We start from the raw sequence: 23,072 nt of genomic DNA on the forward strand, positions 1-23,072 counted from the left end.
GTCTCACTCACAGCTTCGGCGCAATCTCTTCGGTCCAGATCCGCGTGCGGTCCTCCTGCGACATGTGGCAGGCCGAGTAGTGCCGGCTGCCGACCTCCCGCAGCTCGGGCCGTTCGGTGCGGGTGACCCCGCCCTTGGGCACATCGGCGTACGGGCAACGCGGGTGGAAGGCACAGCCACTGGGGATGTTGATCAGGCTGGGCGGGGAGCCCTTGACCGGGATGAGGCGCTCGGTCTGGTCCCGGTCGATGCGGGGCATCGAGCCCAGCAGGCCCCAGGTGTAGGGGTGCTGCGGCTCGTAGAAGACCTGCTCGGCCGGGCCCCGCTCGACGCAGCGGCCGCCGTACATCACCAGGATGTCGTCGGCCAGTTCGGCGACGACGCCCAGGTCGTGGGTGATGATGATGACCGCGGAGCCGAACTCCTTCTGCAGATCCCGGATCAGGTCGAGGATCTGCGCCTGGACGGTGACGTCCAGGGCGGTGGTCGGCTCGTCCGCGATGAGCAGCTCGGGGTTGTTGACCAGTGCCATCGCGATCATGGCGCGCTGGCGCATACCGCCGGAGAACTCGTGCGGGTAGCTGTCCACCCGCTTGTGGGGCTCCGGGATGCCCACCCGGTCCAGCAGTTCGACGGCCCGCTTCAGGGCGGTCTTCTTGTCCACCTTGTTGTGGACCAGATACGCCTCGCTGATCTGCTTGCCGATGGTGAAGTACGGATGCATCGCGGACAGCGGATCCTGGAAGATCATCGCCATGTCACGACCGCGCAGCTCACGCACCTCGTCCGGGGCGGCAGTCAGCAGTTCCTTGCCGTTCAGCCAGATCTCACCCGAGAGGTGAGCCTTCTGCCGGCCGTACTGCCCGACCCGGTGCAGGCCCATGATCCCGAGCGAGGTCACGGACTTGCCGGAGCCCGACTCGCCCACGATGCCGAGGGTCTTGCCCTTCTCCAGCGTGAAGGAGAGCCCGTCGACCGACTTCACCAGACCGTCGTCGGTCGGGAAGTGCACCTGGAGGTCGCGTACTTCGAGGAAGGCGCTGGAGGGGGCCGAACCCGCCGAGACGGGTTCGCCGACGGCGCCGGTCTTCGTCAGATCGGTCATGAGAGCCTCACTCGGGGGTCGATCACTGCGTACATGAGGTCCACGACGAGGTTGGCGAGGACGACGAAGAAGGCCGCGATGAGCGTGACCCCGAGAATCACGGGCAGATCGTGGTCGCTGATTGCCTTCACCGCGTTGTAGCCGAGGCCGTGCAGGGAGAACGTGCTCTCCGTGAGGACCGCGCCGCCCACCAGGGCTCCGAGGTCCAGACCGAGGACGGTCAGGATCGGGGTCATGGTCGAGCGCATGGCGTGCTTCCCGATCACCACGGGTTCCGTGAGGCCCTTGGCCCGGGCGGTACGGATGTAGTCCTCGTTGAGGACTTCCAGCATGGTGGCGCGGGTGAGCCGGGCGTACATCGCGGCGTACAGGAAGGCCAGAGTGACCCATGGCAGAACCATGCCGTTGAACCAGGCCGCTGGATCATCGCTGAACGACGCGTCGGGCCGGTCGAACCACCCCAGCTGGTCGGAGAAGAGCGCCAGGGAGAGCATGCCGGTGAAGTAGATGGGCAGCGAGACACCGCCGAGGGCGATGCCCATCGCCGAACGGTCCAGGGGCGTACCGCGCTTGAGGGCGGAGATGATGCCGGTGGAGACACCACCGATCACCCAGAGCACGACGGCGCCCGCGGCGAGCGAGAGGGTGACCGGCAGCCACTCGAGCAGCAGCGGCCAGACCTCCTGCTCGGTCTTGAACGAGTACCCGAAGCAAGGTGCGGCGCAATGCGTGACGTCGGCACCGTTGGCGTAGGTACGCCCGGCCACCAGGCCGACCACGAACTTCCCGAACTGGACCAGGATCGGGTCGTCCAGGCCCATCTTCTGCCGGATGCCCTCGATGGACGCGGGATCGGACTGTTTGCCGACGAAGTACAGCGCCGGGTCCGTCCCGATCATCTTGGGGAAGAGGAAGAAGATTCCGAAGGTCACCAGCGTGATGACCATCAGCATGACGACGACGGCGAAGATTCGCCTGATGAGATATGCAAGCACTGCGCTTGGCCCGACGGTGGCCCGGGAGCCCTCTCTTATGGAGAGGGCTCCGGGCCACCGTTCGCGGCCATCACCTGCCCTTCGTGCCTAGCGGGTGTGGCACTGAAACGTGAACTGACGGGGTTTTACTTGACGACGCCGAGCGAGGCGTAGTCGTAGCGGCCGTTGTAGGCGTCGGCCGTGTAGGCGTTGGTCAGTCGGCTGCTGCGCCAGGTGATCGTCTTGTCGTAGACGAAGGGCAGGTAGACAGCGGCCTCGGAGACCTTCTGGTTCATCTGCTTGTAGATCTCGCCGGCCTTGGTCGGGTCGGTCTCGGCGATGGCGTCGTCGAAGAGCTTGTTGACGGCGGGGTCGTTCAGCTCGGAGAAGTTGTTGTTACCGCTCTGCAGGATGAACCGGCCGTCGACCAGCGGCTGCGAGAAGCCCTGGCCGGTCGGGAAGTCCGCGCCCCAGCCCATGATGATGATGCCGTAGCCCTTGTCCTTGACGACCTTCGGCGAACCGATGATGCCGGACGTCTGGGCGCCGTCGAACTGGTCGACCTGGGCGTCGATACCGACCTGCTTCAGCGCGTTCTGCAGCGAGACGGCCGTGGCGACCTCGACCGGCTTGTTGTTACGCACCGCGATGGTGGTCTTGAAGCCGTTCGGCTGGCCACAGGCCTTCAGCGCCGCCTTGGCCTTCTCGACGTTCGGCTTGCCGTCGTTCTTCAGAACCTCGTACGGGTCGTACGCGGGGTCCGAACCCTTGATGCCCGCGGGGAGCATGTTCGGGGCGATGTCGCCACCGGCCTGCGGGCCACCACGCGCCGTCTGGAGCGACTTGTGGTCCGCGGCGTAGATGACCGCCTTGCGGCACTCGATGTTGTCGAACGGCTTGACCGTCTGCGGGAAGACCGCGTAGCGGATGAAGCCGGTCTGGCCGTTGTCCAGGTTGCCCTTGTGCTCGCGCAGGGCGGTGGTACGAGCGGCCTGGCCGATGCCCGTCGCGTTGATGTCGATGTCGAAGTCGCCCTTGAGCAGGCGCTTGTCCATGTCGTCCGCGTTGGTCATGAAGGTGACCGTGATCTTGTCCGGAAGCGCCTTGCGGATCGTGTCCGTGGACTGCTTCCAGTTGGTGTTGCGCGACAGCGTCATCGACTTGTTCGGCGCGTACGAGTCGATCTTGTACGGGCCGTTGGAGAAGGGCTTCAGGCCGTACTTGGCGGCCGTGTCCTTCTCCTTCTTCACCGGGGTGGCGGCCGGCATGGCGAGCATCTGCTCGAAGTCACCGTTCGGCTTCGGCAGCTTGAAGATGATGGTCTTCGCGTCCGGCGTCTCGATGGCCTTCAGGCCGAGCTTGTCGGCGGCCTTGTCCTTGTAGGGACCCTTGTACTCGGACTTCGGGTCGAGGACCTGCATCAGGTAGACCGGGCCGCCGGAGATGACGTCCTGGGCCCAGGTGCGCTCGATGCCGTACTTGATGTCCTGCGAGGTGACGGGCGAGCCGTCCTCCCACGTGACACCGTCCTTGAGGGTGTACTTGTAGGTCTTGCCGCCGTCCGAGACCTCGCCCTTCGCGGTCGCGAGGTCTGGGACGAGCTCGGTGCTCGCCTGGCCCGGCTCCGGCTTGAAGCTGACGAGCTGGCGGGTGTAGTAGCGGGAGAAGTCCCACATGAAGCCGTAGTAACCGCGCTGCGGGTCCCACGAGTCGGCGTCCTGCGTGCCGACGAACTTCAGCGTGCCGCCCTTCGTCGAGGACGCGTTGGCCACCTTGCCGATTCCGGCGTTGAAGCCGGCCGCCTTGCCGGCGCCGTCCTTGCCGTCGTCGTCCTTGCCACCACAGGCCGTGGCGGTCAGCAGGGCCGCGAGCACGACAGCCGTGCCTGCGGCAAGCCTGCGCTTCGACGTGCGATTGGTTGTCACGATGCTCGCAACCTCCGTAGTAGTCACGGCCCTTGAGGGCAGTGGTTCTTGGCTAATGCTCCTGACCACTTCGGCAGGGGCGGGGTGTCCGCAGGGACGGTGTGGGGGTCAGCGGGAACCCTTCGGATCCAGCGCATCTCGTACGCCGTCGCCGAAGAGATTGAAGGCCAACACGGTGACGAAGATCGCCAGGCCAGGGATGATCATGAACAGCGGATCGTCCTCGTAGGTGCGCACGGCCGTCGAGAGCATCTCGCCCCACGACGGGGTGGGCGGCTTGACGCCAACGCCGAGGAAGCTCAGCGCGGCTTCCGTCAGGACGTTGGTGGGAATCATCAGCGTCGTGTAGACGGTGATCGGGGCAACCAGGTTCGGCAGCAGTTCCCGGAAGAGGATGTACGTACGTCCCGCACCGAGGCTCCGGGCGGCTTCGACGTACTCCCGCTCACGCAGTGACAGCGTCTGCCCTCGGACGATTCGGCCGATGTAGGGCCAGCCGAAGAAGCCGATCACCAGCACGAGGACGGCGATCCGCAGACCCGAACCGGAGAAGCCCCAGAGTTCGTTCGGGACGACCGAGATCAGGGCGATGATGAAGAGCAGCTGCGGGAAGGCCAGCAGCAGGTCCATCACCCGGCTGATGGCCGCGTCGACCCAGCCGCCGAAGTAACCGGCGATGACACCGAAGACCGTGCCCAGGGTGACCGCGACGAAGGCGGACAGGAAGGCCACGAGCAGCGAGATCCGCGCGCCGTAGACGATGCGGCTGAAGACGTCCCGGCCGTTGACCGGCTCGACTCCGAGCAGGAAGTCGGAATTGATGCCGCCCCAGTCGCCGATCGGGGTGCCCAGCAGCGGGTCGATCGCGTCCTCGTGGAGTTCCTCGGGCGGGTGCCCGAGCCAGCTCACGATCAGTGGAGCGAATATCGCGACCACGATCAGGAGAAGCACCACGAAGCCGCCGACAAGTGCGACCTTGTCACGCTTCAACCGGATCCAGGCGATTTTCCAGGGCGAACGCCCCTCAATGGCCTTCTGCGGGACATCGGCGGCGACATCGACGGCCGCGGTCTCGGCCGCGCTCGTGTCGTGCAGTGGTGCCGTCATCGTGGTGGGGACCCTCCCGGCCGGTGGTGACCGACCCATGCCCGCCGCTGTAGCGGCTTCGTTCACATCAGCGGTGCGAGTTGTGTGCGTGGTGCGAGGAACGCTTGAAGAAGCAGGTCGTACACAGGACCGAAGGGTCCTTGTTGCGGGAGTCTTCAACGCTGCTGCGATCACCCGCCAGACCCCACGGGGAATGTTTGCTCAAACGTGATGCGGCGAGGGGGTTTCCGTTATACGGACGGAGCCGCCGACTGAGCGGCACGGTAAATACCGCATACGGGGCGAAAGTTGACCGATGCACCGCCATGCGGACAACGGCGCCTCATTCGAATACAAGACGCCCGAGGGCTCAAGCAGACACAATCCGACCCTCAACACCGGTACGCAGCATGGAATTACGACCGACCGTGTCACAAATAGGGCGAAATCGCCCTGGGCTCAGCGGCCGTGGGGCGGGGGGTAGCCGTAGCCGCCGCCGGCAGGAGCGCCGCCGTGAGCGTCACGGTCGTAGAAGGGTCGGGCATTGGCCCGCAGCCACATCGTCACCGGGTCGTACTCGTCGGACATCGCGACCGTGGAGAGGGGCAGCCCGTCCGGGACCGCGGCGATCGACTGCTGCATCATCGTCCGCACCGTGTCCACGGACTGCCTGCTCGTGTCGTACAGATCGAGCCCGATGGCCAGATACGGAGCGCCGAGCGCGGGCTGCACCCAGGCACGGCGCAGGGAGCGGACCGCGGGTGTGCGGTGGGCGTTCTGCGAGAGCAGGGCGTAGAACTGCGGGATCTCGATGGCCGGTTCGGACAGCCGCAGGGGGCCTGCGGGCATCCGGTCGAGGCCGGTGGCGATCCGGCGGAGATCAAGCCAGGGGATGCCGACGCCGCCGCCCGGGGCGTGCGGGTTGAGCCAGATACCCCAGCGCTCCGGATACAGGGCGCGGGCGATGTCCGGGCCGCTGATCACTTCGTGCGCGCGGTTCCAGCCCGAGGCGGAGAGCTCCTGGGCGGAGGTCACACACGGCGCGTAGCCGACGCCGTCGACCTCCATGTTCCCGTACTGGGCGTCGGGCGCACCGGCCTGGCCGTGCCAGAGCAGCATCCAGAGCCTGCTGCCCGCCGGGTCGGCGATGGCCTGCAGCAGCGCCTCGTACGCGTCATAGCGTCCGGGTGTCACCTGGCGCAGCATGTGCTCGACCTGCCCCGCCGCCGCGGTGCCTGACGCACTCACCCTGGGTTCCGCCCCTCTTCGATCGACCGGTCCAGCTTAAACGGCAGCACTGACACCGGCGTGACGAGTACGCATGCTGGACGACTACGCGTGCTGTCGTTGGTAGAAGGGCCGCACGCGCTCAAGCATCCACTGTCCGACCGGGTCCTGCGCGACATCCAGAAGTACGAGATTGACGGGCCAGGGCACCTGGACCCGGCCCAGTGCCCGGCCGAGGGCGTCCATCGGGGCATTGCGTTCGGCGGCCTCCCAGGAGGAGACCTGGACACCGATGAAAAGGGCCGGCGGCTCGCCCTCGACGGAGGCGAGAGCGCGCCGGGCGCTCAGGACCACGCCGGAGGACTCGAACTCGCCGGCCGCGGCGGCCAGGAAGTCCACCGGCTCCTCTTTCCAGTCCGGCTCGAAGAGCCGCACCCTGCCCCCGCTCGCGGGGCCGTCCAGGGGCGTGCGGCCGACCCGGCACAGCTCGGCGACGGCGGGCGGGGGCAGCGGGGCGCCGACGGTGCCGCCCGGGTTGACGGCGATGCCGAGCTGCGGGGGCAGTCCGCGGGCGAACTCACGGGCGGGGGCGACGGTGAAGGACATGTGGCTGCCGACGCAGGCCATGAACTGCTGCTCGGAGCTGAAGACCGGGACGTAGGCGGCGCCCTCGATCTCCATGGTGGGCAGATCGAGGTTCGGGCTGTCGTTGCCGCCGCCGTTGGGCAGCGGCACCCAGACCTGACTGCGGCCGAGCACCTCGACCAGACGCCCGCCGGCGGAGGCGTTGCCGAGGGACGCGGCGAGCACCTCTTCGAGCTCGTTGGCCGGCCAGCCGCCGTAGGGATGCGGGTGAGCCTGCTCGGGTGTGTGCATGTGCGGTCCTTCTCCCCCGGGCGTGGTGCGGTCTGCGCGTCGACGATAACGCGGAGCGGTTTGCCTTGGCCCGGGGGCTCCGCCCCCGGACCCCCGCGCCTCAATCGCCGGCGGGGCTGAATTTCAGCCCGTCCGGCGTTTGAGGACATGCGGCCGAAGGTCGCATACCGGGGTCCGGGGCGGAGCCCCGTCGGGGGTCCAGGGGGCGAAACCCCTTGGTTACGGGAAGGGGGCGGGCTGGATATGCGGCCCTGCCGCACATGCGGCACCGTCTACTCGAAGCCCACCCGCCCCAGTGCCCCCGCCGCATCCCGGTCGAGCAGGACCGCCGACGCGCAGCCCACCGGCAGCCGCCCCGCCTCCGCGTCCGCGATCAGGCGGCCCACCGCCCGCCGGTGCCGGGCGAAGGCGTATCCGGAGACTCCGCGGCCACGCTCGCGCTGGCCCGCGCGGGCGAGTGCCGGGCTCACGTCGAGCAGCAGCAGATGCAGCCCGCTCCCCCGGCGCCGTGCCTCGCGGGCCAGCCAGCGCCGCACCCAGGCCTGGGTGCCGCAGTCGTGCACGACGACGCTCTCGCCGGAGCGCAGCGCGCGCCGCAGCCCGGCGTAGTGCGCGAGACGTACGAGCGGGCGGTAGACGGCGTAGGGCAGCAGGCGCGGCATACGCCCGTCCCACCGGTCACGGGTGTCCTGCGAGTCGATGCCGCGGCCGGTCGCCGCGCGCCGGATCAGCGTGGACTTTCCGCTGCCGGGCAGGCCGGAGACGACCACCACGTCACCGGTGGCGAAGACCAGGCTTCCCGGGCTGCGCCCGCAGCGGTCCCTCAAGTCACGCAGCACGGGCGCGGGCGCGCCGAGCAGTCGCCGGGCGGGCAGGGCCGGCCGGGCCGGCACCCCCGCGGTCGTCGCGTAGGCCTCGGACCGCTGCAACGTCATCACTCTCCCCGATGTCGGGTCACCCACCCTTGCCCATGAAGTGTAAAGAAACGGTAATGCGGTACAACCGTTTTGCCGCGAGGCCGGGCCCCCACTTTGCCGCGATGCGTGCAATGATGTGCGCGCCAACTGCATACAGGCCGCTTGAATCCACGCGGGAGAGTCCTGGCCACTGTGTGCGCCGGGCGCCGAAGGAGCAAGTCCCTCCCTTGAATCTCTCAGGCCCCGTACCGCGTGTGATGAGGCAGATCTGAAAAGCGAGCCGCTGTCGAGCGGCTCCACCCAAGGTGCAAGTCGCAACCACCTGTACGTACGGTTGCGACGAACCTCTCAGGTTCCGATGACAGATGGGGAGGATCGTCCTCATCGGCCTGCCCTGGGAGCCACATCTATGAGCAACGCCCCCCGTCTGACTGCCCTCGACGCCCTGCACCGGTCGCTCGGCGCGACCATGACCGACTTCGCGGGCTGGGACATGCCGCTGCGGTACGCCAGCGAGCGCGACGAGCACAACGCGGTCCGCACCAAGGCGGGACTCTTCGACCTCTCCCACATGGGCGAGATCACCGTCACCGGTCCCCAGGCCGCCGATCTGCTCGACTACGCGCTGGTCGGCAACATCGGCTCGGTCGGCGTCGGCCGCGCCCGCTACACGATGATCTGCCGGCAGGACGGCGGCATCCTCGACGACCTGATCGTGTACCGCCTCGGCGAGAGCGAGTACATGGTCGTCGCCAACGCGGGCAACGCGCAGATCGTCCTCGACGCGCTGACCGAGCGCTCCGAGGGCTTCGACGCCGAGGTCCGCGACGACCGCGACGCGTACGCCCTGATCGCCGTCCAGGGCCCCGAGTCCCCCGGCATCCTGAAGTCGCTCACCGACGCCGACCTCGACGGCCTCAAGTACTACGCGGGCCTGCCCGGCACGGTCGCGGGCGTCCCCGCCCTGATCGCCCGTACCGGCTACACGGGCGAGGACGGCTTCGAGCTCTTCGTCGAGCCGCAGCACGCCGAGAAGCTGTGGCAGGCGCTGACCGAGGCCGGTGCCCCGGTCGGGCTGATCCCCTGCGGGCTCTCCTGCCGCGACACGCTGCGCCTGGAGGCGGGCATGCCGCTGTACGGGCATGAGCTGACGACCGACCTGACCCCCTTCGACGCGGGTCTGGGCCGGGTCGTGAAGTTCGAGAAGACCACCAACGACGGCCGCTTCGTGGGCCGCGAGGCCCTGCAGACCGCCGCCGAGCGCGCCGAGACCAGCCCGCCGCGCAAGCTCGTCGGTCTCATCGCCACGGGCCGCCGGGTCCCGCGCGCCGGTATGGCTGTTATTGCCGTGGGCGGAGCGGACGCCACGGTGATCGGCGAGGTCACCTCGGGCGCACCGTCGCCGACCCTGGGCAAGCCCATCGCCATCGCCTACGTGGACGCGGCGCACGCCGCGCCGGGCACCGAGGGCGTCGGCGTGGACATCCGCGGTACGCATGAGCCGTACGAGGTTGTCGCGCTGCCGTTCTACAAGCGCCAGAAGTGACCTTCAGCACCACCCCTCCCGTTCACCAGCACTCCCCCGCGTACAGGAGAATTCAGGCCATGAGCAACCCCCAGCAGCTGCGCTACAGCAAGGAGCACGAGTGGCTGTCGGCCGCCGAGGACGGCGTGTCGACGGTCGGCATCACGGAGCACGCGGCCAACGCGCTCGGCGACGTGGTGTTCGTACAGCTCCCGGAGGTCGGTGACACGGTGACCGCGGGCGAGACCTGCGGCGAGCTGGAGTCGACCAAGTCCGTCAGCGACCTGTACTCCCCGGTCACCGGTGAGATCGTCGCGGCCAACCAGGACGTCGTGGACGACCCGTCGCTGGTCAACTCCGCCCCCTTCGAGGGTGGCTGGCTGTTCAAGGTGCGCGTCGCGGACGAGCCGCAGGATCTGCTCTCCGCCGACGAGTACACCGAGTTCTCCGGCTGACCACGACCGTAGGGATCGCCTGATGTCGCTTCTCAACACCCCTCTCCATGAGCTGGACCCGGACGTCGCCGCCGCCGTCGACGCCGAGCTCCACCGCCAGCAGTCCACCCTCGAGATGATCGCCTCGGAGAACTTCGCTCCGGTCGCGGTCATGGAGGCGCAGGGCTCCGTCCTCACCAACAAGTACGCCGAGGGCTACCCGGGCCGCCGCTACTACGGCGGCTGCGAGCACGTCGATGTCGTCGAGCAGATCGCCATCGACCGCATCAAGGCCCTTTTCGGCGCCGAGCACGCCAACGTGCAGCCGCACTCGGGCGCCCAGGCGAACGCGGCCGCGATGTTCGCGCTGCTCAAGCCGGGCGACACGATCATGGGCCTGAACCTCGCCCACGGTGGTCACCTGACCCACGGCATGAAGATCAACTTCTCCGGCAAGCTGTACAACGTGGTCGCGTACCACGTCGACGAGCAGACCGGTCAGGTCGACATGGCCGAGGTCGAGCGGCTCGCCAAGGAGTCCAAGCCGAAGCTGATCGTGGCCGGCTGGTCCGCGTACCCGCGTCAGCTGGACTTCGCCGCCTTCCGTCGCATCGCGGACGAGGTCGGCGCGTATCTGATGGTCGACATGGCCCACTTCGCGGGTCTGGTCGCCGCCGGACTGCACCCCAACCCGGTGCCGCACGCGCATGTCGTCACCACCACCACGCACAAGACCCTCGGCGGTCCGCGCGGCGGTGTGATCCTGTCGACGCAGGAGCTCGCCAAGAAGATCAACTCCGCGGTGTTCCCGGGGCAGCAGGGCGGCCCGCTGGAGCACGTCATCGCGGCGAAGGCGGTCTCCTTCAAGGTCGCGGCCTCCGAGGACTTCAAGGAGCGCCAGCAGCGGACGCTGGACGGCGCCCGCATCCTCGCCGAGCGTCTGGTCCAGGACGACGTCAAGGAGTACGGCGTCTCCGTCCTGTCGGGCGGCACGGACGTGCACCTGGTCCTGGTCGACCTGCGCAACTCCGAGCTGGACGGCCAGCAGGCCGAGGACCGCCTCCACGAGGTGGGCATCACGGTCAACCGCAACGCCATTCCGAACGACCCGCGGCCGCCGATGGTCACCTCGGGTCTGCGGATCGGCACCCCGGCGCTGGCCACCCGCGGCTTCACGGACGAGGACTTCCGCGAGGTCGCGGACATCATCGCCGAGGCACTGAAGCCGTCGTACGACACCGAGGCGCTGAGCGCGCGCGTCTCGGCGCTCGCCGCGAAGCACCCGCTGTACCCCGGTCTGTAACAGCCGGAGCACAACAAATGGGGCACCACGCACACTGGACGTGAGCGTGGTGCCCCGCACCGCCTACCGCTCTCTGCACCACCCCGGCAGACAACGGCGTCTACCAACCCCCGCTAGGAGTTCCCCGTGGCCATCTCGGTCTTCGACCTCTTCTCGATCGGCATCGGCCCGTCCAGCTCCCATACGGTCGGCCCGATGCGCGCCGCCCGTATGTTTGCGAAGCGGCTGGAGAACGAGGGTCTGCTGGCCCGCACCACCGCGATACGCGCGGAGCTCTTCGGCTCGCTCGGCGCCACCGGCCACGGCCACGGCACCCCCAAGGCCGTCCTGCTCGGCCTGACAGGCAGTTCCCCGCGCACCGTCGACGTCGAGACCGCGGACGCCCAGGTCGACGCCATCCGCACCGGCGGCCGGATCAGTCTGCTCGGCACGCACGAGATCGGCTTCGACTTCGACAAGGACCTGGTCCTGCACCGCCGCAAGGCGCTGCCGTACCACGCCAACGGCATGACGATCTTCGCGTACGACGCCGCGGGCACCCTTGTCATGGAGAAGACGTACTACTCGGTCGGCGGCGGCTTCGTGGTCGACGAGGACGCGGTGGGCGAGGACCGGATCGTCCTCGACGACACCGTGCTGAAGTACCCCTTCCGCACCGGCGACGAGCTGCTGCGGCTCGCCGGGGAAACCGGCCTGTCCATATCCGCCCTGATGCTGGAGAACGAGAAGGCCTGGCGCTCCGAGGAGGAGATCCGCGAGGGCCTGCTGGAGATCTGGCGGGTCATGCAGGCCTGTGTCTCGCGTGGCATGTCCCGCGAGGGCATCCTGCCCGGCGGCCTCAAGGTCCGCCGCCGCGCGGCCAACTCCGCCCGCCAGCTGCGCGCCGAGGGCGACCCGCTGGCCCGCGCCATGGAGTGGATCACGCTCTACGCGATGGCAGTGAACGAGGAGAACGCCGCGGGCGGCCGGGTCGTCACCGCCCCCACCAACGGCGCCGCGGGCATCATCCCGGCCGTGCTGCACTACTACATGAACTTCGTGCCCGGCGCCGACGAGGAGGGCGTGGTCCGCTTCCTGCTCTCCGCGGGCGCGATCGGCATGCTCTTCAAGGAGAACGCCTCCATCTCGGGCGCGGAGGTCGGCTGCCAGGGCGAGGTCGGCTCGGCCTGCTCGATGGCCGCGGGCGCGCTCGCCGAGGTGCTGGGCGGCACTCCCGAGCAGGTCGAGAACGCTGCCGAGATCGGCATGGAGCACAACCTCGGACTGACCTGCGACCCGGTCGGCGGTCTGGTCCAGATCCCCTGCATCGAGCGCAACGGGATGGCGGCGGTGAAGGCCGTGACGGCGGCGAAGATGGCGATGCGCGGCGACGGCAGCCACAAGGTCTCGCTCGACAAGGTCATCAAGACGATGAAGGAGACGGGCGCGGACATGTCGGTGAAGTACAAGGAGACCGCGCGCGGCGGCCTCGCGGTGAACATCATCGAGTGCTGAGCCAAGTCCCCAGCCCGTCAAGGAAGTTCACAAAGAATCACCCGCACGAGGGAGCTTTCCGAGCTCCGAACGTTTTTTCTCCTCCGGCCACCCAAAGCCCACCACTAACGTCACAGTCTGTTCACCCAGGCCGCCGGTGGCCGGTACGGGCTCATCGCACCAAGGAGAAACAGCCATGGCCGAGGGGCTGACATCCAGGTCCTCCGACTTACGCGCCCCGCTTCCCGGTCCGTTCGGACAGGTCTACCGCAGCCAGGAACGTACGGTCGTCGAACTGCACGGCGAGATCGACATCGCGGCGGCCACGCTCGTCGGGGCCTATCTGGATGTGGTCACAGCCGTCCGCGAGCACGACGTGGTGGTCGATCTGACCCATGTCGCGTTCTTCGACTGCTCCGGCCTCGCGCTGCTGTGCCGGGCACGGCGGCGCGTCGCCGAGAACGGCGGGCGGCTGTGGGTGGTGTGCGACCAGCCCCCGGTGCTGCGGGTGTTCCGGGCGGGCGGGGTACTGGACGTGTTCCGTACGGTGCCGACGCTGGAGGCGGCCCTGGCGGCCCAGACCTGACCCCCGGGCCGCGCGTCCAGGACCGCCGGACCGGCCGGCGGAGGGTCAGGCCTTGTTCAGCGAGGCCCAGAACTCGTCGAAGGTCAGCTGACCGTCGCCGTTGGCGTCCTTCGACTTGATGACGGCCTCGGCGACCGGCTCGGTGACATGGAAGTCGCCCAGTTGCGCCATCACGCTCTTGTACTCGGCCGCCGTGATCTTGCCGTCGCCGTCCAGGTCGTAACGGTCGAAGGCCTTGCGCGCCTCTTCGATGTCCACCACTGCTTCCGCCCCTTCTTGATGCATTGCTGACGAGGTCAGATTAACGGCCGGGTTGCGTCCTCAAGGCAGCGGCCAGGTATTACAGAGACCCGGGGGTCACCGGTCCGGAACGAGGAGAGGAACACGATGAGCGAGGCACTGGCGGGAATCCTGGCCGCGGCGGCGGCCGGACAGTTCCCGCCCTCGGACGGCGCCACCACCGTGATCGCGCAGCCGAACGCCCGGGACGCCGGGGTGATGGCCTTCACCGCGCACTCGGTGATCTTCACGGACGAGGATCCGGAGTGGATACGGGCCGAGCTCGCCGCCACCGACTCCGACCGGCTTGCCGCCGCGATGAACCCCTCGTTCCTGGCCACGATGCTGGCCCGCACCGGACGTTCGATGAACACCATCGACCTGGTGACCGTCGCCGGTGCACTGCCCGGCAGGCCCGATCTCGAGCTGCGGGAGATCGAGGACCCCGATCATCCGCGTGTCGCACGGGCGTTGAAGTTCCGCGACGGCGTACGGGTCTGGGCCGCCGACGGCGGGGTTCTGGTCCTGGGCCGGGGCGTGGCCGGGCGCTGGGAGACCGCGATCGAGGTGGACGAGCACATGCGCGGGCAGGGCCTGGGACTCGCTCTGGCGCTCGCGGCCCGCCATCTGGTGCCGGACTCGGTGGTGTGGTCCCAGCAGTCGCCGGGGAACGCCCGCAGCGTGCGCACCTTCCAGGCGGCGGGCTTCCGGCCGGTGGGCTCGGAGGCGCTGTTCGTGGCCGCCTGACGACTGACCGCTGACCGCTACCGGAAGATGCCCGTGTGGCCCAGCGAGTAGCGTCCGGGCTGCGGGTAGACCGCGAGGCCGTGCGGGCCCGCGCCCACCGGGATGCGGGCCAGTTGCCTGCCGGTCGCCGTGTCGAGCGCGTACACCTCGGCGTTGTAACGCCCCGACAGCCACAGCACTTTGCCGTCCGCCGAGACACCCCCCATGTCGGGACTTCCGCCACCCGGCAGCGACCACTTCTTGGTCAGCCTGTTCTGCGCGAAGTCGAAGAGGGAGATGGTCCCCTCACCACGGTTGGAGATGTACATCACCTTGGAGTCACGGCTGATGTAGAGGCCGTGGGCGCCCCTGCCGGTGGGCAGCAGCGCGGGCGTCGTGAACGTCTCGCCGTCCAGCACCCACATGCCGTGCGCCATCATGTCGGCGATGTAGAAGGTCTTCCCGTCCGGGGAGAGCTTCACGTCCTGCGGCATCGCGCCCTGGAAGGGCAGCTTCTGCTGTCCGACAACCTCCATCTTCTCCGTGTCGACCTTCAGCAGCTCGCCGGAGAACTCGCAGGAGACGATGAAGTACCGTCCGTCGGCCGAGAAGTCCGCGTGGTTGACGCCGTAGCAGGACACCGGGGTGGTCTTGACCGGGCTCATGGTGTGGGGGTCGCGGAAGACGAGTTGGCGGTCCAGGGAGGCCATGACGATGGCGTACTTGCCGTTGGGTGTGAAGTAGAGGTTGTACGGGTCGTGGACCTCGACCGGCTTGCCCGCGACGCCCGTTGCCGGGTCGATCGGGGTGAGCGTGTGGCCCCGGTTGTTGTTGACCCACAGGGTCTTCAAGTCCCAGGACGGGACGACGTGCTGCGGCTGGGCGCCGACCGGGATCGTCTCGATGACCTTGTACGTCGCGGGGTCGATGACCGACACGGTGTTGGAGTTGGTGTTGGGGACGTACACCCGGGAGGGGAAGCCCCTGACGGCCGCTGAGAGCTGGTTCGGCCGGTCCGCGGAGTAGATGTCCTCCGGGTCGAGGACGGGCGGCATGCCGGGCAGCCCGGCCGGGGCGGCCTTCTCGGGCTCGGCGGGCAGCGCCGCGGCGTTGGTGCCCTGCGCCTGCGTCGTTTCGGTGGGTGAGCTGCAGCCCCCGAGGAGGGCGAGCAGGACGCCGGCGAGCAGTGCGGTGGTCCGCTTGGTGCGGCAAGTCGTCGGGTGCATCAGATCAGCAGCTCCGTGGTCGTCACCGCGCGCCGCGGCGGTCGATCGAGGTCACGGAAAAGCACAGTAGGCGCGAAATGCACCAAAGATAACGATTGACCCAAATCGGGACGCCCGCAGGTCACTGCCGACCGATCACCATAAGCATAAGTGGATCATTGAAACACTCGCTAAAGCGCATGTTCATGCATTATTTTCCAGGCGGGTGGCTCACCTCACCTACGATTCATTTTTAATATGTCGCAATTTGCCAGCTATGACACAGTTGGGACTTTTGGCGCCGCCGCCCCCCGTCTGCCATAGTCGGTGACACGACCCCGAATTGACCCGGGCCAGGTCGTCATAAGCCGCCATGGATACACCCCCCCAATCCATGGCGACCAGCAGAAGCCCCCGCTCAGGGGGCTTCTGTGTTCTCGCGTCAGCGGTCGCAGACGCGCATCTCGAACCAGGTGGTCTTGCCGCGCGGCAGCAGATCCACGCCCCACCGGTCGGAGAGCTTGTCGACGAGGAAGAGCCCGCGGCCGCTGGTGTCCATCTCCTGGACCGGCATCAGACAGGGCAGACCGCGCGATGGATCGCGGACCTCGATCCTGATCCAGCCGCGGCGGCGCAGCATCCGCAGCCCGAAGACCCGGGCCCCGGTGTGGCGTACGGCGTTCCCGACGAGCTCGGAGACCAGTAAGACCGCATGCTCGGCGGTCTGCGCGGACAGCGCCCACTGACGCAGCACCACGCACTGGGTCAACCGGCGTGCGGTGGCGGCGGATTCGGGGCGGGAGGGAAGCTTGACTTCCTCGTCCGTGGGGTTGCCGAACAACTCGAGTGCCTTGAGCGCCTGTTCGTCCTCGAGGGAAGGTACCCACCGCGCGGCGGTAGCGCTGCCGCGCTGCCGCGGTTGCTCCACACCTTCGAGGCCCGCCATGCCTCCATCATGGCCGTAACAGGCGGCTCCCGGGGCCGTTCCGGGGGAATGGGGCCCCCGGAATCGGCCGTTCCGGAGTGAGCTGCTGGCATATGACTGTGGCCGCATGCCGACCCTCACACCCACCCTGAGCTGCGTTAACGCTGCACTTACGAGTGATCACCAAGCGCAACGGACCGCTGACCGCTTAAGGTTGTCTTAAGGCTCAGATAAGCCACACACAGGGTTGACGCCGGAGACAGAAGTGCCAACCGCCCCTGATTCAGAGGAACTTGGCCTTACCAGGGCCCTCCTGGACAAAGCTGCGCATCCCGCGCTCGCGGTCCTCTGTCGCGAACAGGCCCGCGAACCAGTTGCGTTCGATGGCGAGCCCCGTCTCGATGTCCGTCTCCAGACCCGCGTCGATGCACTCCTTGGCGGCACGCAGCGCCAGCGCGGGCCCCTGCGCGAGCTTCGCGGCCCAGGCGTGCGCCTGCTCGTACACCTCGTCCGCCGGGACCACGCGGTCCACCAGACCGAGGGCGAGGGCCTCGTCGGCCTTGACCATCCGGCCGGTGAAAATCAGGTCCTTGGCCTTGGAGGGACCGATCAGCCGCGAGAGCCGCTGGGTGCCGCCGGCGCCGGGGATCAGGCCGAGCAGGATCTCCGGCTGGCCGAGCTTTGCGTTGTCCGCGGCGATCCTGAAGTCGGCGCAGAGCGCCAGTTCGCAGCCGCCGCCCAGCGCATAGCCGGTGACGGCGGCGACAACGGGCTTGGGGATACGGGTGACGGCCGTGAAGGAGTCCTGCAGGCCCCGGGACCGTACGACCATCGCCGTATGGTCCATGGCCTGCATCTCCTTGATGTCCGCGCCGGCCGCGAACACCTTCTCGCCGCCGTACAGAATCACGGCCCGTACGTCCTCGCGGCGGGTCGCCTCCTCGGCGAGCTCGCGCAGCCGGTCCTGGATGGCGATGTCCAGTGCGTTCATCGGCGGACGGTCGAGACGGATGGTGCCGACGCCTTCGGAGACCTCGAGAGAAACAGTCATGCCCAGCAGGTTAGCGCCGGTTAACGCGCAGGTCCTGTCCGGTCGATCAGGCCGGATCAGTGAGCGGGGCCTGGCATGGTGCATCGCAAGGCGGAGGAAGGAGCCCACGCGGAGCGTAGGCGACTACGACAACGGTGGGGGTACCTCCCGTGCCCGAAGGGCTACGGGGGAGAGGCGCCGTGCCAGGGCACGCGAGCCCGGCAAGATCGACCGGACAGGACCTAAGGGCCCGGTGCGATGAGTCACAGCACCGGGCCCCTGCGCGAAGGGTGTTACTTGATCCATTCCGCCCAGGACAGGTTCCAGCCGTTGAGGCCGTTCTCCGGAGAGATCTGCTTGTCCTTGGAGTTCTGCACGATCACCACGTCGCCGATGATCGAGCCGTTGTAGAACCACGCCGCCGGAGTGCCGCTGTCGCCCGCGCCGCGGGCGTCGCGCAGACCCACACAGCCGTGGCTGACGTTCGCTGAGCCGAACGTGTCCGACGAGGCCCAGTAGTTGCCGTGGACGAAGGTGCCCGAGTTGGACAGGCGCATCGCGTGCGGCACGTCCTTGATGTCGTACTCACCGCCGAAGCCGACGGTGGCGCCGTTCATCCGCGTCACCTCGTACTTCTCGCTGATCACCATCTGGCCGTTGTACGTCGTGGTCGACGGGGCTCCGGCGGTGATCGGGATGTCCTTGACCAGCTTGCCGTCGCGCACGACCTTCATCCGGTGTGCCTTGGCATCCACGGTGGAGACCTGGCTGCGGCCGATGGTGAACTTCACCGTCTTGGTCTGCTTGCCGTACACCCCGGGGCGGCCCTCGACGCCGTCCAGGTTGAGCTTCACGGTCACCTTGGTGCCCGCGGCCCAGTACTTCTCCGGGCGGAAGTCGAGACGGTCGTTGCCGAACCAGTGACCCTCGATCGGCACGGACGGCTCGGCCGTCACCTTGATGGCCTTCTCGACGGCCGCCGGGTCCGTGATGCCACGGGTGAAGTTGATCGAGACCGGCATGCCGACGCCGACCGTCGAACCGTCCTCGGGGGTGTACTGCCCGATGAAGGTGTTCTGCGGGACGAGCGTGGTGAAGCTGGTGTCCTTCGCCGACTCGCGGCCGTCCGCGTCCTTGGCGACGGCGTGCACCTTGTACTTGGTGGAGCCGGCCAGATGCTGCTGCGGCTGCCAACTGGCGCCGTCCGCGGAGATCTTGCCCTCGACCGCGACGCCCTTGTCGTCCTGGACCGTGACCGTGGTCAGCTTGCCCTTCGCGGCGCTGACCTTCAGCGCGCCGCTGGTGGCGACCGAGGAGGCGCCGTCCTTGGGCGCGATGGTCACCACCGCCTGGGAGGCCGCGTTCGCGACCTTCCCGCTGTCCTTCTTGCCCTTGTCGTCGCTGCCCGCGTCGTCCCCGCCCCCACAGGCCGTGACCAGCAGCAGCACGGCGCCAAGCACCAGAGCCGGCAGAGCGGCGCCCCCGCGCCGTCGTATCCGTCCGCCCCGTGCCGACGCCCCCGATATCGGCTGCCCGTTCACAATGGTCTCCCCTCGCACGGCCTGGCCCCGCCACGGCCCGCACCCCCGCGCACCTCACGCACGCACCGCGCTAGATAATCACACCCCGCGTTGTTGAATCTCCCCGTGAATGTCACCGTTCAGTCCCAACTGTCCGGCGAGCTCAACTGAGTAGGGGCAGGGGCCCAGGTCCTGTCCGGTCGATCGAGCCCGGCAGGATCGGCCGGACAGGCCCAGCAGGTCAGTGAGGGTCAGTGCAGTGCGGAGCCCGCCTTCCAGGCGTTCCAGTCCAGGTTCCAGCCGCCGAGACCATTGGCGGGATCGACCCTTTTGTCCTTCGACTTGACGACCTCGACCACATCGCCGATCAGGGTCCGGTCGAAGAACCAGCCCGCCGGTGCGTCCGCGCTGCCGCCCTTCTCGTCGCGCAGTCCGACGCAGCCGTGGGAGACGTTCGCGGATCCGAAGGTCTCGGGCGCGGCCCAGTAGTTGCCGTGGATGAAGGTGCCCGAGTCGGTCAGCCGCATCGCGTGCGGCACATCCTTGATGTCGTACTCGCCCTTGCCGTCCTTCTTCTTGAAGCCGACCGTCGCGCCGTTCATCCTGGTCACGTCGTACATCTCCGTGACCACCATCTTCCCGTTGTACGTGGTCGCCTTGGGCGCCCCGGCGGTGATCGGCAGCATCGCCAGGACACCGCCCTCGCGCCGTACCTCCATGGTGTGCGCCGCCGCGTCGACGAGGGAGACCTGAGAGCGGCCGACGGTGAACGAGAAGGTCTTCTGCTGGATGCCGTACACCCCCGGCGCCGCCTGGACGTCGCGCAGCCGCAGATCGACGGTGACCTTGGTGCCGGACTTCCAGTACTCGCGGGGCCGGAAGTCGAGGCGTCCCCCGCCGAACCAGTGGCCGGCGATCTCGACCGGCGGCTCGGAGGTGATACGGATGGCGCGCTCGACGGCCGCGCGGTCCTCGATCTCCCTGTTGAAGCTGATGGAGATGATCATGCCGGTGCCGACGGTCGAGCGGTTCTCCGGCTTGAAGTAGCCGATGAAGCGGCGGCCGGGGACCTGTGTGGTGAAGGTGGTGTGGCGGGCCGAGCGGCGGCCGTGGCCGTCCAGCGCGACCACGTCGACGCTGTACTTGGCGGCCAGGTCGAGGCGGGTGCCCGGTTCGGGGTTCCAGCGCAGGCCGTCCTCCGAGATCGAGCCGGGGACCTCGGTGGGCCGGTCGTCCTCGACCTGGGTCACCTTCACCCGCTCCAGCCGGCCGCTGGGCAGCCGCACCTCGACAGGGCCGTCCGGGCCGACCCCCTTGGCGCCGTCCTCGGGGATGACCCGGATGGTCTCCTGCGGCGAGCGCGGCTTGTTGCCGATGTCGAGCGCCTCGCCGGTGCAGCCGGTCAGCCCGGCGATCAGTCCTGCCCATGTCAGGACGACGGCCGCGCCGTGCCTCGCCCGCTTCAGTACGTGTCTCACGTACCGCCCAACGACAGCGCCCCTCCAGGGGAAACGTGAGCGCGGGGCCATGTTGGGACAAGAGCAGTGCGGGCAGAACAGGTGGGAGGACCACGCGTGGGGTGCCACGGCCGGGACGCCGTGATCAGCCTTGGCTTGAGCGTGGCCCGACGAGCCGCGGGAGGCCGGCAGGTGTCGAGCGCAGCCGAGCAGGAGACAGTGCAGGAGGGGGCGCGGGGCGATCTGCCCGGCCCGCTCCTGGCGGCCGGGGACACGGCCGAAACGGCGGCCGGGGTCAACGGCCGCCATCGGGAGCCGGGCTCTCGCGGGCCGTCGGTGTGGCCGGGTGCGCCGACCCCGCTCGGCGCCCGCTTCCGGGTCGGTCCCGACGGGGTCGCGGGCACCAACTTCGCGCTCTGGGCGGGTGGCGCGGAGGCTGTCGAGCTGTGCCTGTTCGACGAGGGCGGCGCGTCGGCCGCGGAGACGCGGCTGCCGCTGACCGAGCTGACCCATGAGATCTGGCACGGCTTCGTGCCCGGGATCCGGCCCGGGCAGCGCTACGGCTTCAGGGTGCACGGGCGCTGGGACCCCTGGACGGGCGCCCGGTGGAACCCGGCGAAGCTGCTGCTCGATCCGTACGCACGGGCGGTGGACGGGGACTTCGAGCTGCCCGCGGAGGTGTACGGGCATGTGCGCGACTGGCCCCAGCAACATGTCGCGGACACCGTCCGCGACGACCGGGACTCGGCTCCGTACGTGCCCAAGGGCGTCGTCGTCCACGATGACGACGACTGGGCGGACGACCGCAGGCCCAAGACCCCGTGGGCCGACTCGGTCATCTACGAACTGCACGTGCGCGGCTTCACCAAGCTCCATCCGGGGATCCCCGAGGAACTGCGCGGCACCTACGCGGGCCTCGCGCACCCGGCGGCGATCGAGCATCTCGTACGGCTCGGGGTCACCGCCGTCGAACTCCTCCCGGTGCACCAGTACGCGCACGAGGACCATCTGCTGAAGCGGGGGCTGCGCAACTACTGGGGCTACAACTCCATCGGCTACTTCGCGCCACATGCCGCCTATTCGGCGAGCGGGACGCGGGGTGAGCAGGTCGGAGAGTTCAAGCGGATGGTGAAGGCCCTGCACACCGCCGGGATCGAGGTCATCCTCGACGTGGTCTACAACCACACGGCGGAGGCGGGTGAGCTCGGTCCGACGCTGTCGCTGCGCGGCATCGACAACCGCGGCTACTACCGCCTGCAGTCGGACGCCCGGACGTACACGGACTACACGGGCTGCGGCAACACCCTGCATGTGGTGCAGCCGCATGTGCTGCGGCTGATCACGGATTCGCTGCGCTACTGGGTGACCGAGATGGGCGTCGACGGCTTCCGCTTCGATCTGGCGGCTGCGCTCGCCCGCTCGATGCACGACGTCGACATGCTCTCCCCCTTCCTCGCGGTGATCGCCCAGGACCCGGTGCTGCGGCGGGTGAAGCTGATCGCCGAGCCGTGGGACGTGGGCAACGGCGGGTACCAGGTGGGCAGCTTCCCGCCGCTGTGGACGGAGTGGAACGACCGGTACCGCGACGCCGTACGGGACTTCTGGCGCGGCGCGCTGCCCGACGTACGGGACCTGGGATACCGGCTGTCCGGGTCCAGCGATCTGTACGCATGGGGTGGACGGCGGCCCTACGCATCCATCAACTTCGTCACCGCGCACGACGGGTTCACCCTGCGCGACCTCGTCAGTTACGAGCACAAGCACAACGAGGCCAACGGGGAGGGCAACCGCGACGGCACCAACGACAACCGGTCCTGGAACTGCGGCGCGGAGGGCGAGAGCGAAGATCCGCGCATCAACGCGCTGCGGCGGCGCCAGGTGCGCAATCTGCTCACCACCCTGCTGCTGTCGACGGGCGTGCCGATGCTGGTGGCGGGCGACGAGATGGGACGTACGCAGCGCGGCAGCAACAACGCCTACTGCCAGGACAACGAGGTCAGCTGGCTCGACTGGTCCCTGCTCGAGAGCCCGGGCCCGCGCGGCCTGCTGGAGCTGACCACCCGGCTGCTCTCCCTGCGGGGCACCCACCCGGTGCTGCGCCGCCGCGCCTTCTTCTCGGGCCGCGCCCGAGCGGCGGACGGTCTGCGGGACCTCGCGTGGTTCACCCCGCACGGCACGGAGATGACGGAACGGGACTGGTACGCCCCGGCGTCGACGCTGGCGCTGTATCTGTCCGGCCGCGACATCCCGGGACGTGACGCGCGTGGAGCGGAGGTGACGGACGACAGCTTCCTGACCGTCCTGCACGCGGCGGCCGGCCCGACGAGCTTCCGGCTGCCGGGCCCGCCCTGGGCGCAGGCGTACGAACTGGTGGTGGACACCTCGCTCGACGACCAGGAATCGGCGCCCGGGACGGTGTTCGCGGGCGGGGAGACGGTGACGGTGCCGGCGCGCTCGGTGCTGCTGCTGAGGGTCAGGAACTGACGATCCGGCTCCGCT

At 68.6% G+C, this 23,072-nt stretch carries 20 protein-coding genes and 1 riboswitch; of the genes, 7 read left to right on the forward strand and 13 right to left on the reverse strand.

From position 1 onward, the window contains the following. Positions 1 to 7: 7 nt before the first annotated feature. The 7 genes from OHA61_RS10975 to OHA61_RS11005 all read right to left on the reverse strand — a co-directional run bounded on the left by OHA61_RS10975 (position 8) and on the right by OHA61_RS11005 (position 8,128). Positions 8 to 1,105 carry an ABC transporter ATP-binding protein gene (locus OHA61_RS10975; protein WP_406302930.1) on the reverse strand — a complete coding sequence of 366 codons (1,098 nt, stop codon included), beginning with the start codon at positions 1,103 to 1,105 and terminating at the stop codon, positions 8 to 10. Next, positions 1,102 to 2,100, reverse strand: a complete 999-nt coding sequence (locus OHA61_RS10980) for an ABC transporter permease (RefSeq protein ID WP_324987716.1) — start codon at positions 2,098 to 2,100, stop codon at positions 1,102 to 1,104. Before OHA61_RS10980 ends, OHA61_RS10975 begins: the two co-directional genes overlap by 4 nt. Positions 2,101 to 2,225: 125 nt before the next feature. Further along, positions 2,226 to 4,004 carry an ABC transporter substrate-binding protein gene (locus tag OHA61_RS10985; RefSeq protein WP_406302931.1) on the reverse strand — a complete coding sequence of 593 codons (1,779 nt, stop codon included), beginning with the start codon at positions 4,002 to 4,004 and terminating at the stop codon, positions 2,226 to 2,228. Between the two features lie 108 nt (positions 4,005 to 4,112). Next, a complete protein-coding gene (locus tag OHA61_RS10990; protein ID WP_406302932.1) occupies positions 4,113 to 5,111 on the reverse strand; it encodes an ABC transporter permease in 999 nt (332 codons plus the stop codon). Positions 5,112 to 5,549: 438 nt separating this feature from the next. Beyond that, positions 5,550 to 6,338, reverse strand: a complete 789-nt coding sequence (locus OHA61_RS10995) for an enhanced serine sensitivity protein SseB C-terminal domain-containing protein (RefSeq protein WP_406302933.1) — start codon at positions 6,336 to 6,338, stop codon at positions 5,550 to 5,552. Positions 6,339 to 6,422: 84 nt separating this feature from the next. Continuing rightward, positions 6,423 to 7,193, reverse strand: a complete 771-nt coding sequence (locus OHA61_RS11000) for an enhanced serine sensitivity protein SseB (protein WP_406273987.1) — start codon at positions 7,191 to 7,193, stop codon at positions 6,423 to 6,425. Positions 7,194 to 7,465: 272 nt separating this feature from the next. After that, positions 7,466 to 8,128 (reverse strand): AAA family ATPase, encoded by a 663-nt coding sequence (locus tag OHA61_RS11005; RefSeq protein ID WP_406302934.1) that lies wholly within the window; start codon positions 8,126 to 8,128, stop codon positions 7,466 to 7,468. Between the two features lie 145 nt (positions 8,129 to 8,273). Beyond that, positions 8,274 to 8,371: riboswitch (glycine riboswitch) on the forward strand. A 148-nt stretch (positions 8,372 to 8,519) separates the two neighbouring features. On the opposite strand from OHA61_RS11005, the gene gcvT reads away from it, so the two are divergent. The 5 genes from gcvT to OHA61_RS11030 all read left to right on the forward strand — a co-directional run bounded on the left by gcvT (position 8,520) and on the right by OHA61_RS11030 (position 13,431). Beyond that, positions 8,520 to 9,656 carry a glycine cleavage system aminomethyltransferase GcvT gene (gcvT, locus tag OHA61_RS11010; RefSeq protein ID WP_406302935.1) on the forward strand — a complete coding sequence of 379 codons (1,137 nt, stop codon included), beginning with the start codon at positions 8,520 to 8,522 and terminating at the stop codon, positions 9,654 to 9,656. A gap of 59 nt (positions 9,657 to 9,715) precedes the next feature. After that, positions 9,716 to 10,090: a glycine cleavage system protein GcvH gene (gene gcvH / locus OHA61_RS11015; RefSeq protein ID WP_406302936.1), complete on the forward strand. Its 375-nt coding sequence runs from the start codon at positions 9,716 to 9,718 to the stop codon at positions 10,088 to 10,090. A gap of 22 nt (positions 10,091 to 10,112) precedes the next feature. Next, positions 10,113 to 11,372, forward strand: a complete 1,260-nt coding sequence (glyA, locus tag OHA61_RS11020; RefSeq protein WP_324987740.1) for a serine hydroxymethyltransferase — start codon at positions 10,113 to 10,115, stop codon at positions 11,370 to 11,372. Positions 11,373 to 11,498: 126 nt separating this feature from the next. Next, the gene (locus OHA61_RS11025; protein WP_406302937.1) at positions 11,499 to 12,866 is read left to right on the forward strand and encodes an L-serine ammonia-lyase; all 1,368 of its coding nucleotides are present in this window, start codon (positions 11,499 to 11,501) and stop codon (positions 12,864 to 12,866) included. 175 nt (positions 12,867 to 13,041) lie between these two features. After that, on the forward strand, positions 13,042 to 13,431 hold the full coding sequence (locus OHA61_RS11030) for an STAS domain-containing protein (protein WP_406302938.1): 390 nt from the start codon (positions 13,042 to 13,044) through the stop codon (positions 13,429 to 13,431). A gap of 45 nt (positions 13,432 to 13,476) precedes the next feature. Here OHA61_RS11030 and OHA61_RS11035 read toward each other — a convergent pair whose 3' ends face one another. Further along, entirely contained in the window at positions 13,477 to 13,692 is a 216-nt protein-coding gene (locus tag OHA61_RS11035; protein ID WP_328668135.1) for an EF-hand domain-containing protein, read from the reverse strand. A 126-nt stretch (positions 13,693 to 13,818) separates the two neighbouring features. Here OHA61_RS11035 and OHA61_RS11040 point away from each other — a divergent pair, with 126 nt between their 5' ends. After that, complete coding sequence (locus tag OHA61_RS11040) at positions 13,819 to 14,457, forward strand: GNAT family N-acetyltransferase (protein ID WP_406302939.1); 639 nt, start codon at positions 13,819 to 13,821, stop codon at positions 14,455 to 14,457. Positions 14,458 to 14,474: 17 nt separating this feature from the next. Here the strand turns inward: OHA61_RS11040 and OHA61_RS11045 are convergent, their stop codons facing one another. From OHA61_RS11045 to OHA61_RS11065, 5 genes are all read right to left on the reverse strand, one after another. After that, positions 14,475 to 15,662 carry a hypothetical protein gene (locus OHA61_RS11045; protein ID WP_324987755.1) on the reverse strand — a complete coding sequence of 396 codons (1,188 nt, stop codon included), beginning with the start codon at positions 15,660 to 15,662 and terminating at the stop codon, positions 14,475 to 14,477. A 421-nt stretch (positions 15,663 to 16,083) separates the two neighbouring features. Continuing rightward, on the reverse strand, positions 16,084 to 16,587 hold the full coding sequence (locus OHA61_RS11050) for an ATP-binding protein (protein ID WP_324987759.1): 504 nt from the start codon (positions 16,585 to 16,587) through the stop codon (positions 16,084 to 16,086). 262 nt (positions 16,588 to 16,849) lie between these two features. Next, on the reverse strand, positions 16,850 to 17,617 hold the full coding sequence (locus OHA61_RS11055; RefSeq protein WP_406302940.1) for an enoyl-CoA hydratase/isomerase family protein: 768 nt from the start codon (positions 17,615 to 17,617) through the stop codon (positions 16,850 to 16,852). Between the two features lie 272 nt (positions 17,618 to 17,889). Next, entirely contained in the window at positions 17,890 to 19,137 is a 1,248-nt protein-coding gene (locus tag OHA61_RS11060; RefSeq protein ID WP_324987765.1) for an Ig-like domain-containing protein, read from the reverse strand. A 230-nt stretch (positions 19,138 to 19,367) separates the two neighbouring features. Beyond that, positions 19,368 to 20,594, reverse strand: a complete 1,227-nt coding sequence (locus OHA61_RS11065; protein WP_406302941.1) for an Ig-like domain-containing protein — start codon at positions 20,592 to 20,594, stop codon at positions 19,368 to 19,370. Positions 20,595 to 20,765: 171 nt separating this feature from the next. Here OHA61_RS11065 and glgX point away from each other — a divergent pair, with 171 nt between their 5' ends. Next, positions 20,766 to 23,057 (forward strand): glycogen debranching protein GlgX, encoded by a 2,292-nt coding sequence (glgX, locus tag OHA61_RS11070; protein ID WP_406302942.1) that lies wholly within the window; start codon positions 20,766 to 20,768, stop codon positions 23,055 to 23,057. The last annotated feature ends 15 nt before the right edge of the window (positions 23,058 to 23,072 follow it).

Source organism: Streptomyces sp. NBC_00885 (genome assembly GCF_045207475.1).
Classification (GTDB): domain Bacteria; phylum Actinomycetota; class Actinomycetes; order Streptomycetales; family Streptomycetaceae; genus Streptomyces.

What these genes read in the sequence shown, in the direction of transcription:
- OHA61_RS10975 (WP_406302930.1), bottom strand. Translation starts at nt 1,105, where the DNA reads ATGACCGATCTGACGAAGACCGGCGCCGTCGGCGAACCCGTCTCGGCG.
- OHA61_RS10990 (WP_406302932.1), bottom strand. Translation starts at nt 5,111, where the DNA reads ATGACGGCACCACTGCACGACACGAGCGCGGCCGAGACCGCGGCCGTC.
- OHA61_RS11000 (WP_406273987.1), bottom strand. Translation starts at nt 7,193, where the DNA reads ATGCACACACCCGAGCAGGCTCACCCGCATCCCTACGGCGGCTGGCCG.
- OHA61_RS11005 (WP_406302934.1), bottom strand. Translation starts at nt 8,128, where the DNA reads ATGACGTTGCAGCGGTCCGAGGCCTACGCGACGACCGCGGGGGTGCCG.
- gcvT (WP_406302935.1), top strand. Translation starts at nt 8,520, where the DNA reads ATGAGCAACGCCCCCCGTCTGACTGCCCTCGACGCCCTGCACCGGTCG.
- gcvH (WP_406302936.1), top strand. Translation starts at nt 9,716, where the DNA reads ATGAGCAACCCCCAGCAGCTGCGCTACAGCAAGGAGCACGAGTGGCTG.
- glyA (WP_324987740.1), top strand. Translation starts at nt 10,113, where the DNA reads ATGTCGCTTCTCAACACCCCTCTCCATGAGCTGGACCCGGACGTCGCC.
- OHA61_RS11030 (WP_406302938.1), top strand. Translation starts at nt 13,042, where the DNA reads ATGGCCGAGGGGCTGACATCCAGGTCCTCCGACTTACGCGCCCCGCTT.
- OHA61_RS11040 (WP_406302939.1), top strand. Translation starts at nt 13,819, where the DNA reads ATGAGCGAGGCACTGGCGGGAATCCTGGCCGCGGCGGCGGCCGGACAG.
- OHA61_RS11045 (WP_324987755.1), bottom strand. Translation starts at nt 15,662, where the DNA reads ATGCACCCGACGACTTGCCGCACCAAGCGGACCACCGCACTGCTCGCC.
- OHA61_RS11050 (WP_324987759.1), bottom strand. Translation starts at nt 16,587, where the DNA reads ATGGCGGGCCTCGAAGGTGTGGAGCAACCGCGGCAGCGCGGCAGCGCT.
- OHA61_RS11055 (WP_406302940.1), bottom strand. Translation starts at nt 17,617, where the DNA reads ATGACTGTTTCTCTCGAGGTCTCCGAAGGCGTCGGCACCATCCGTCTC.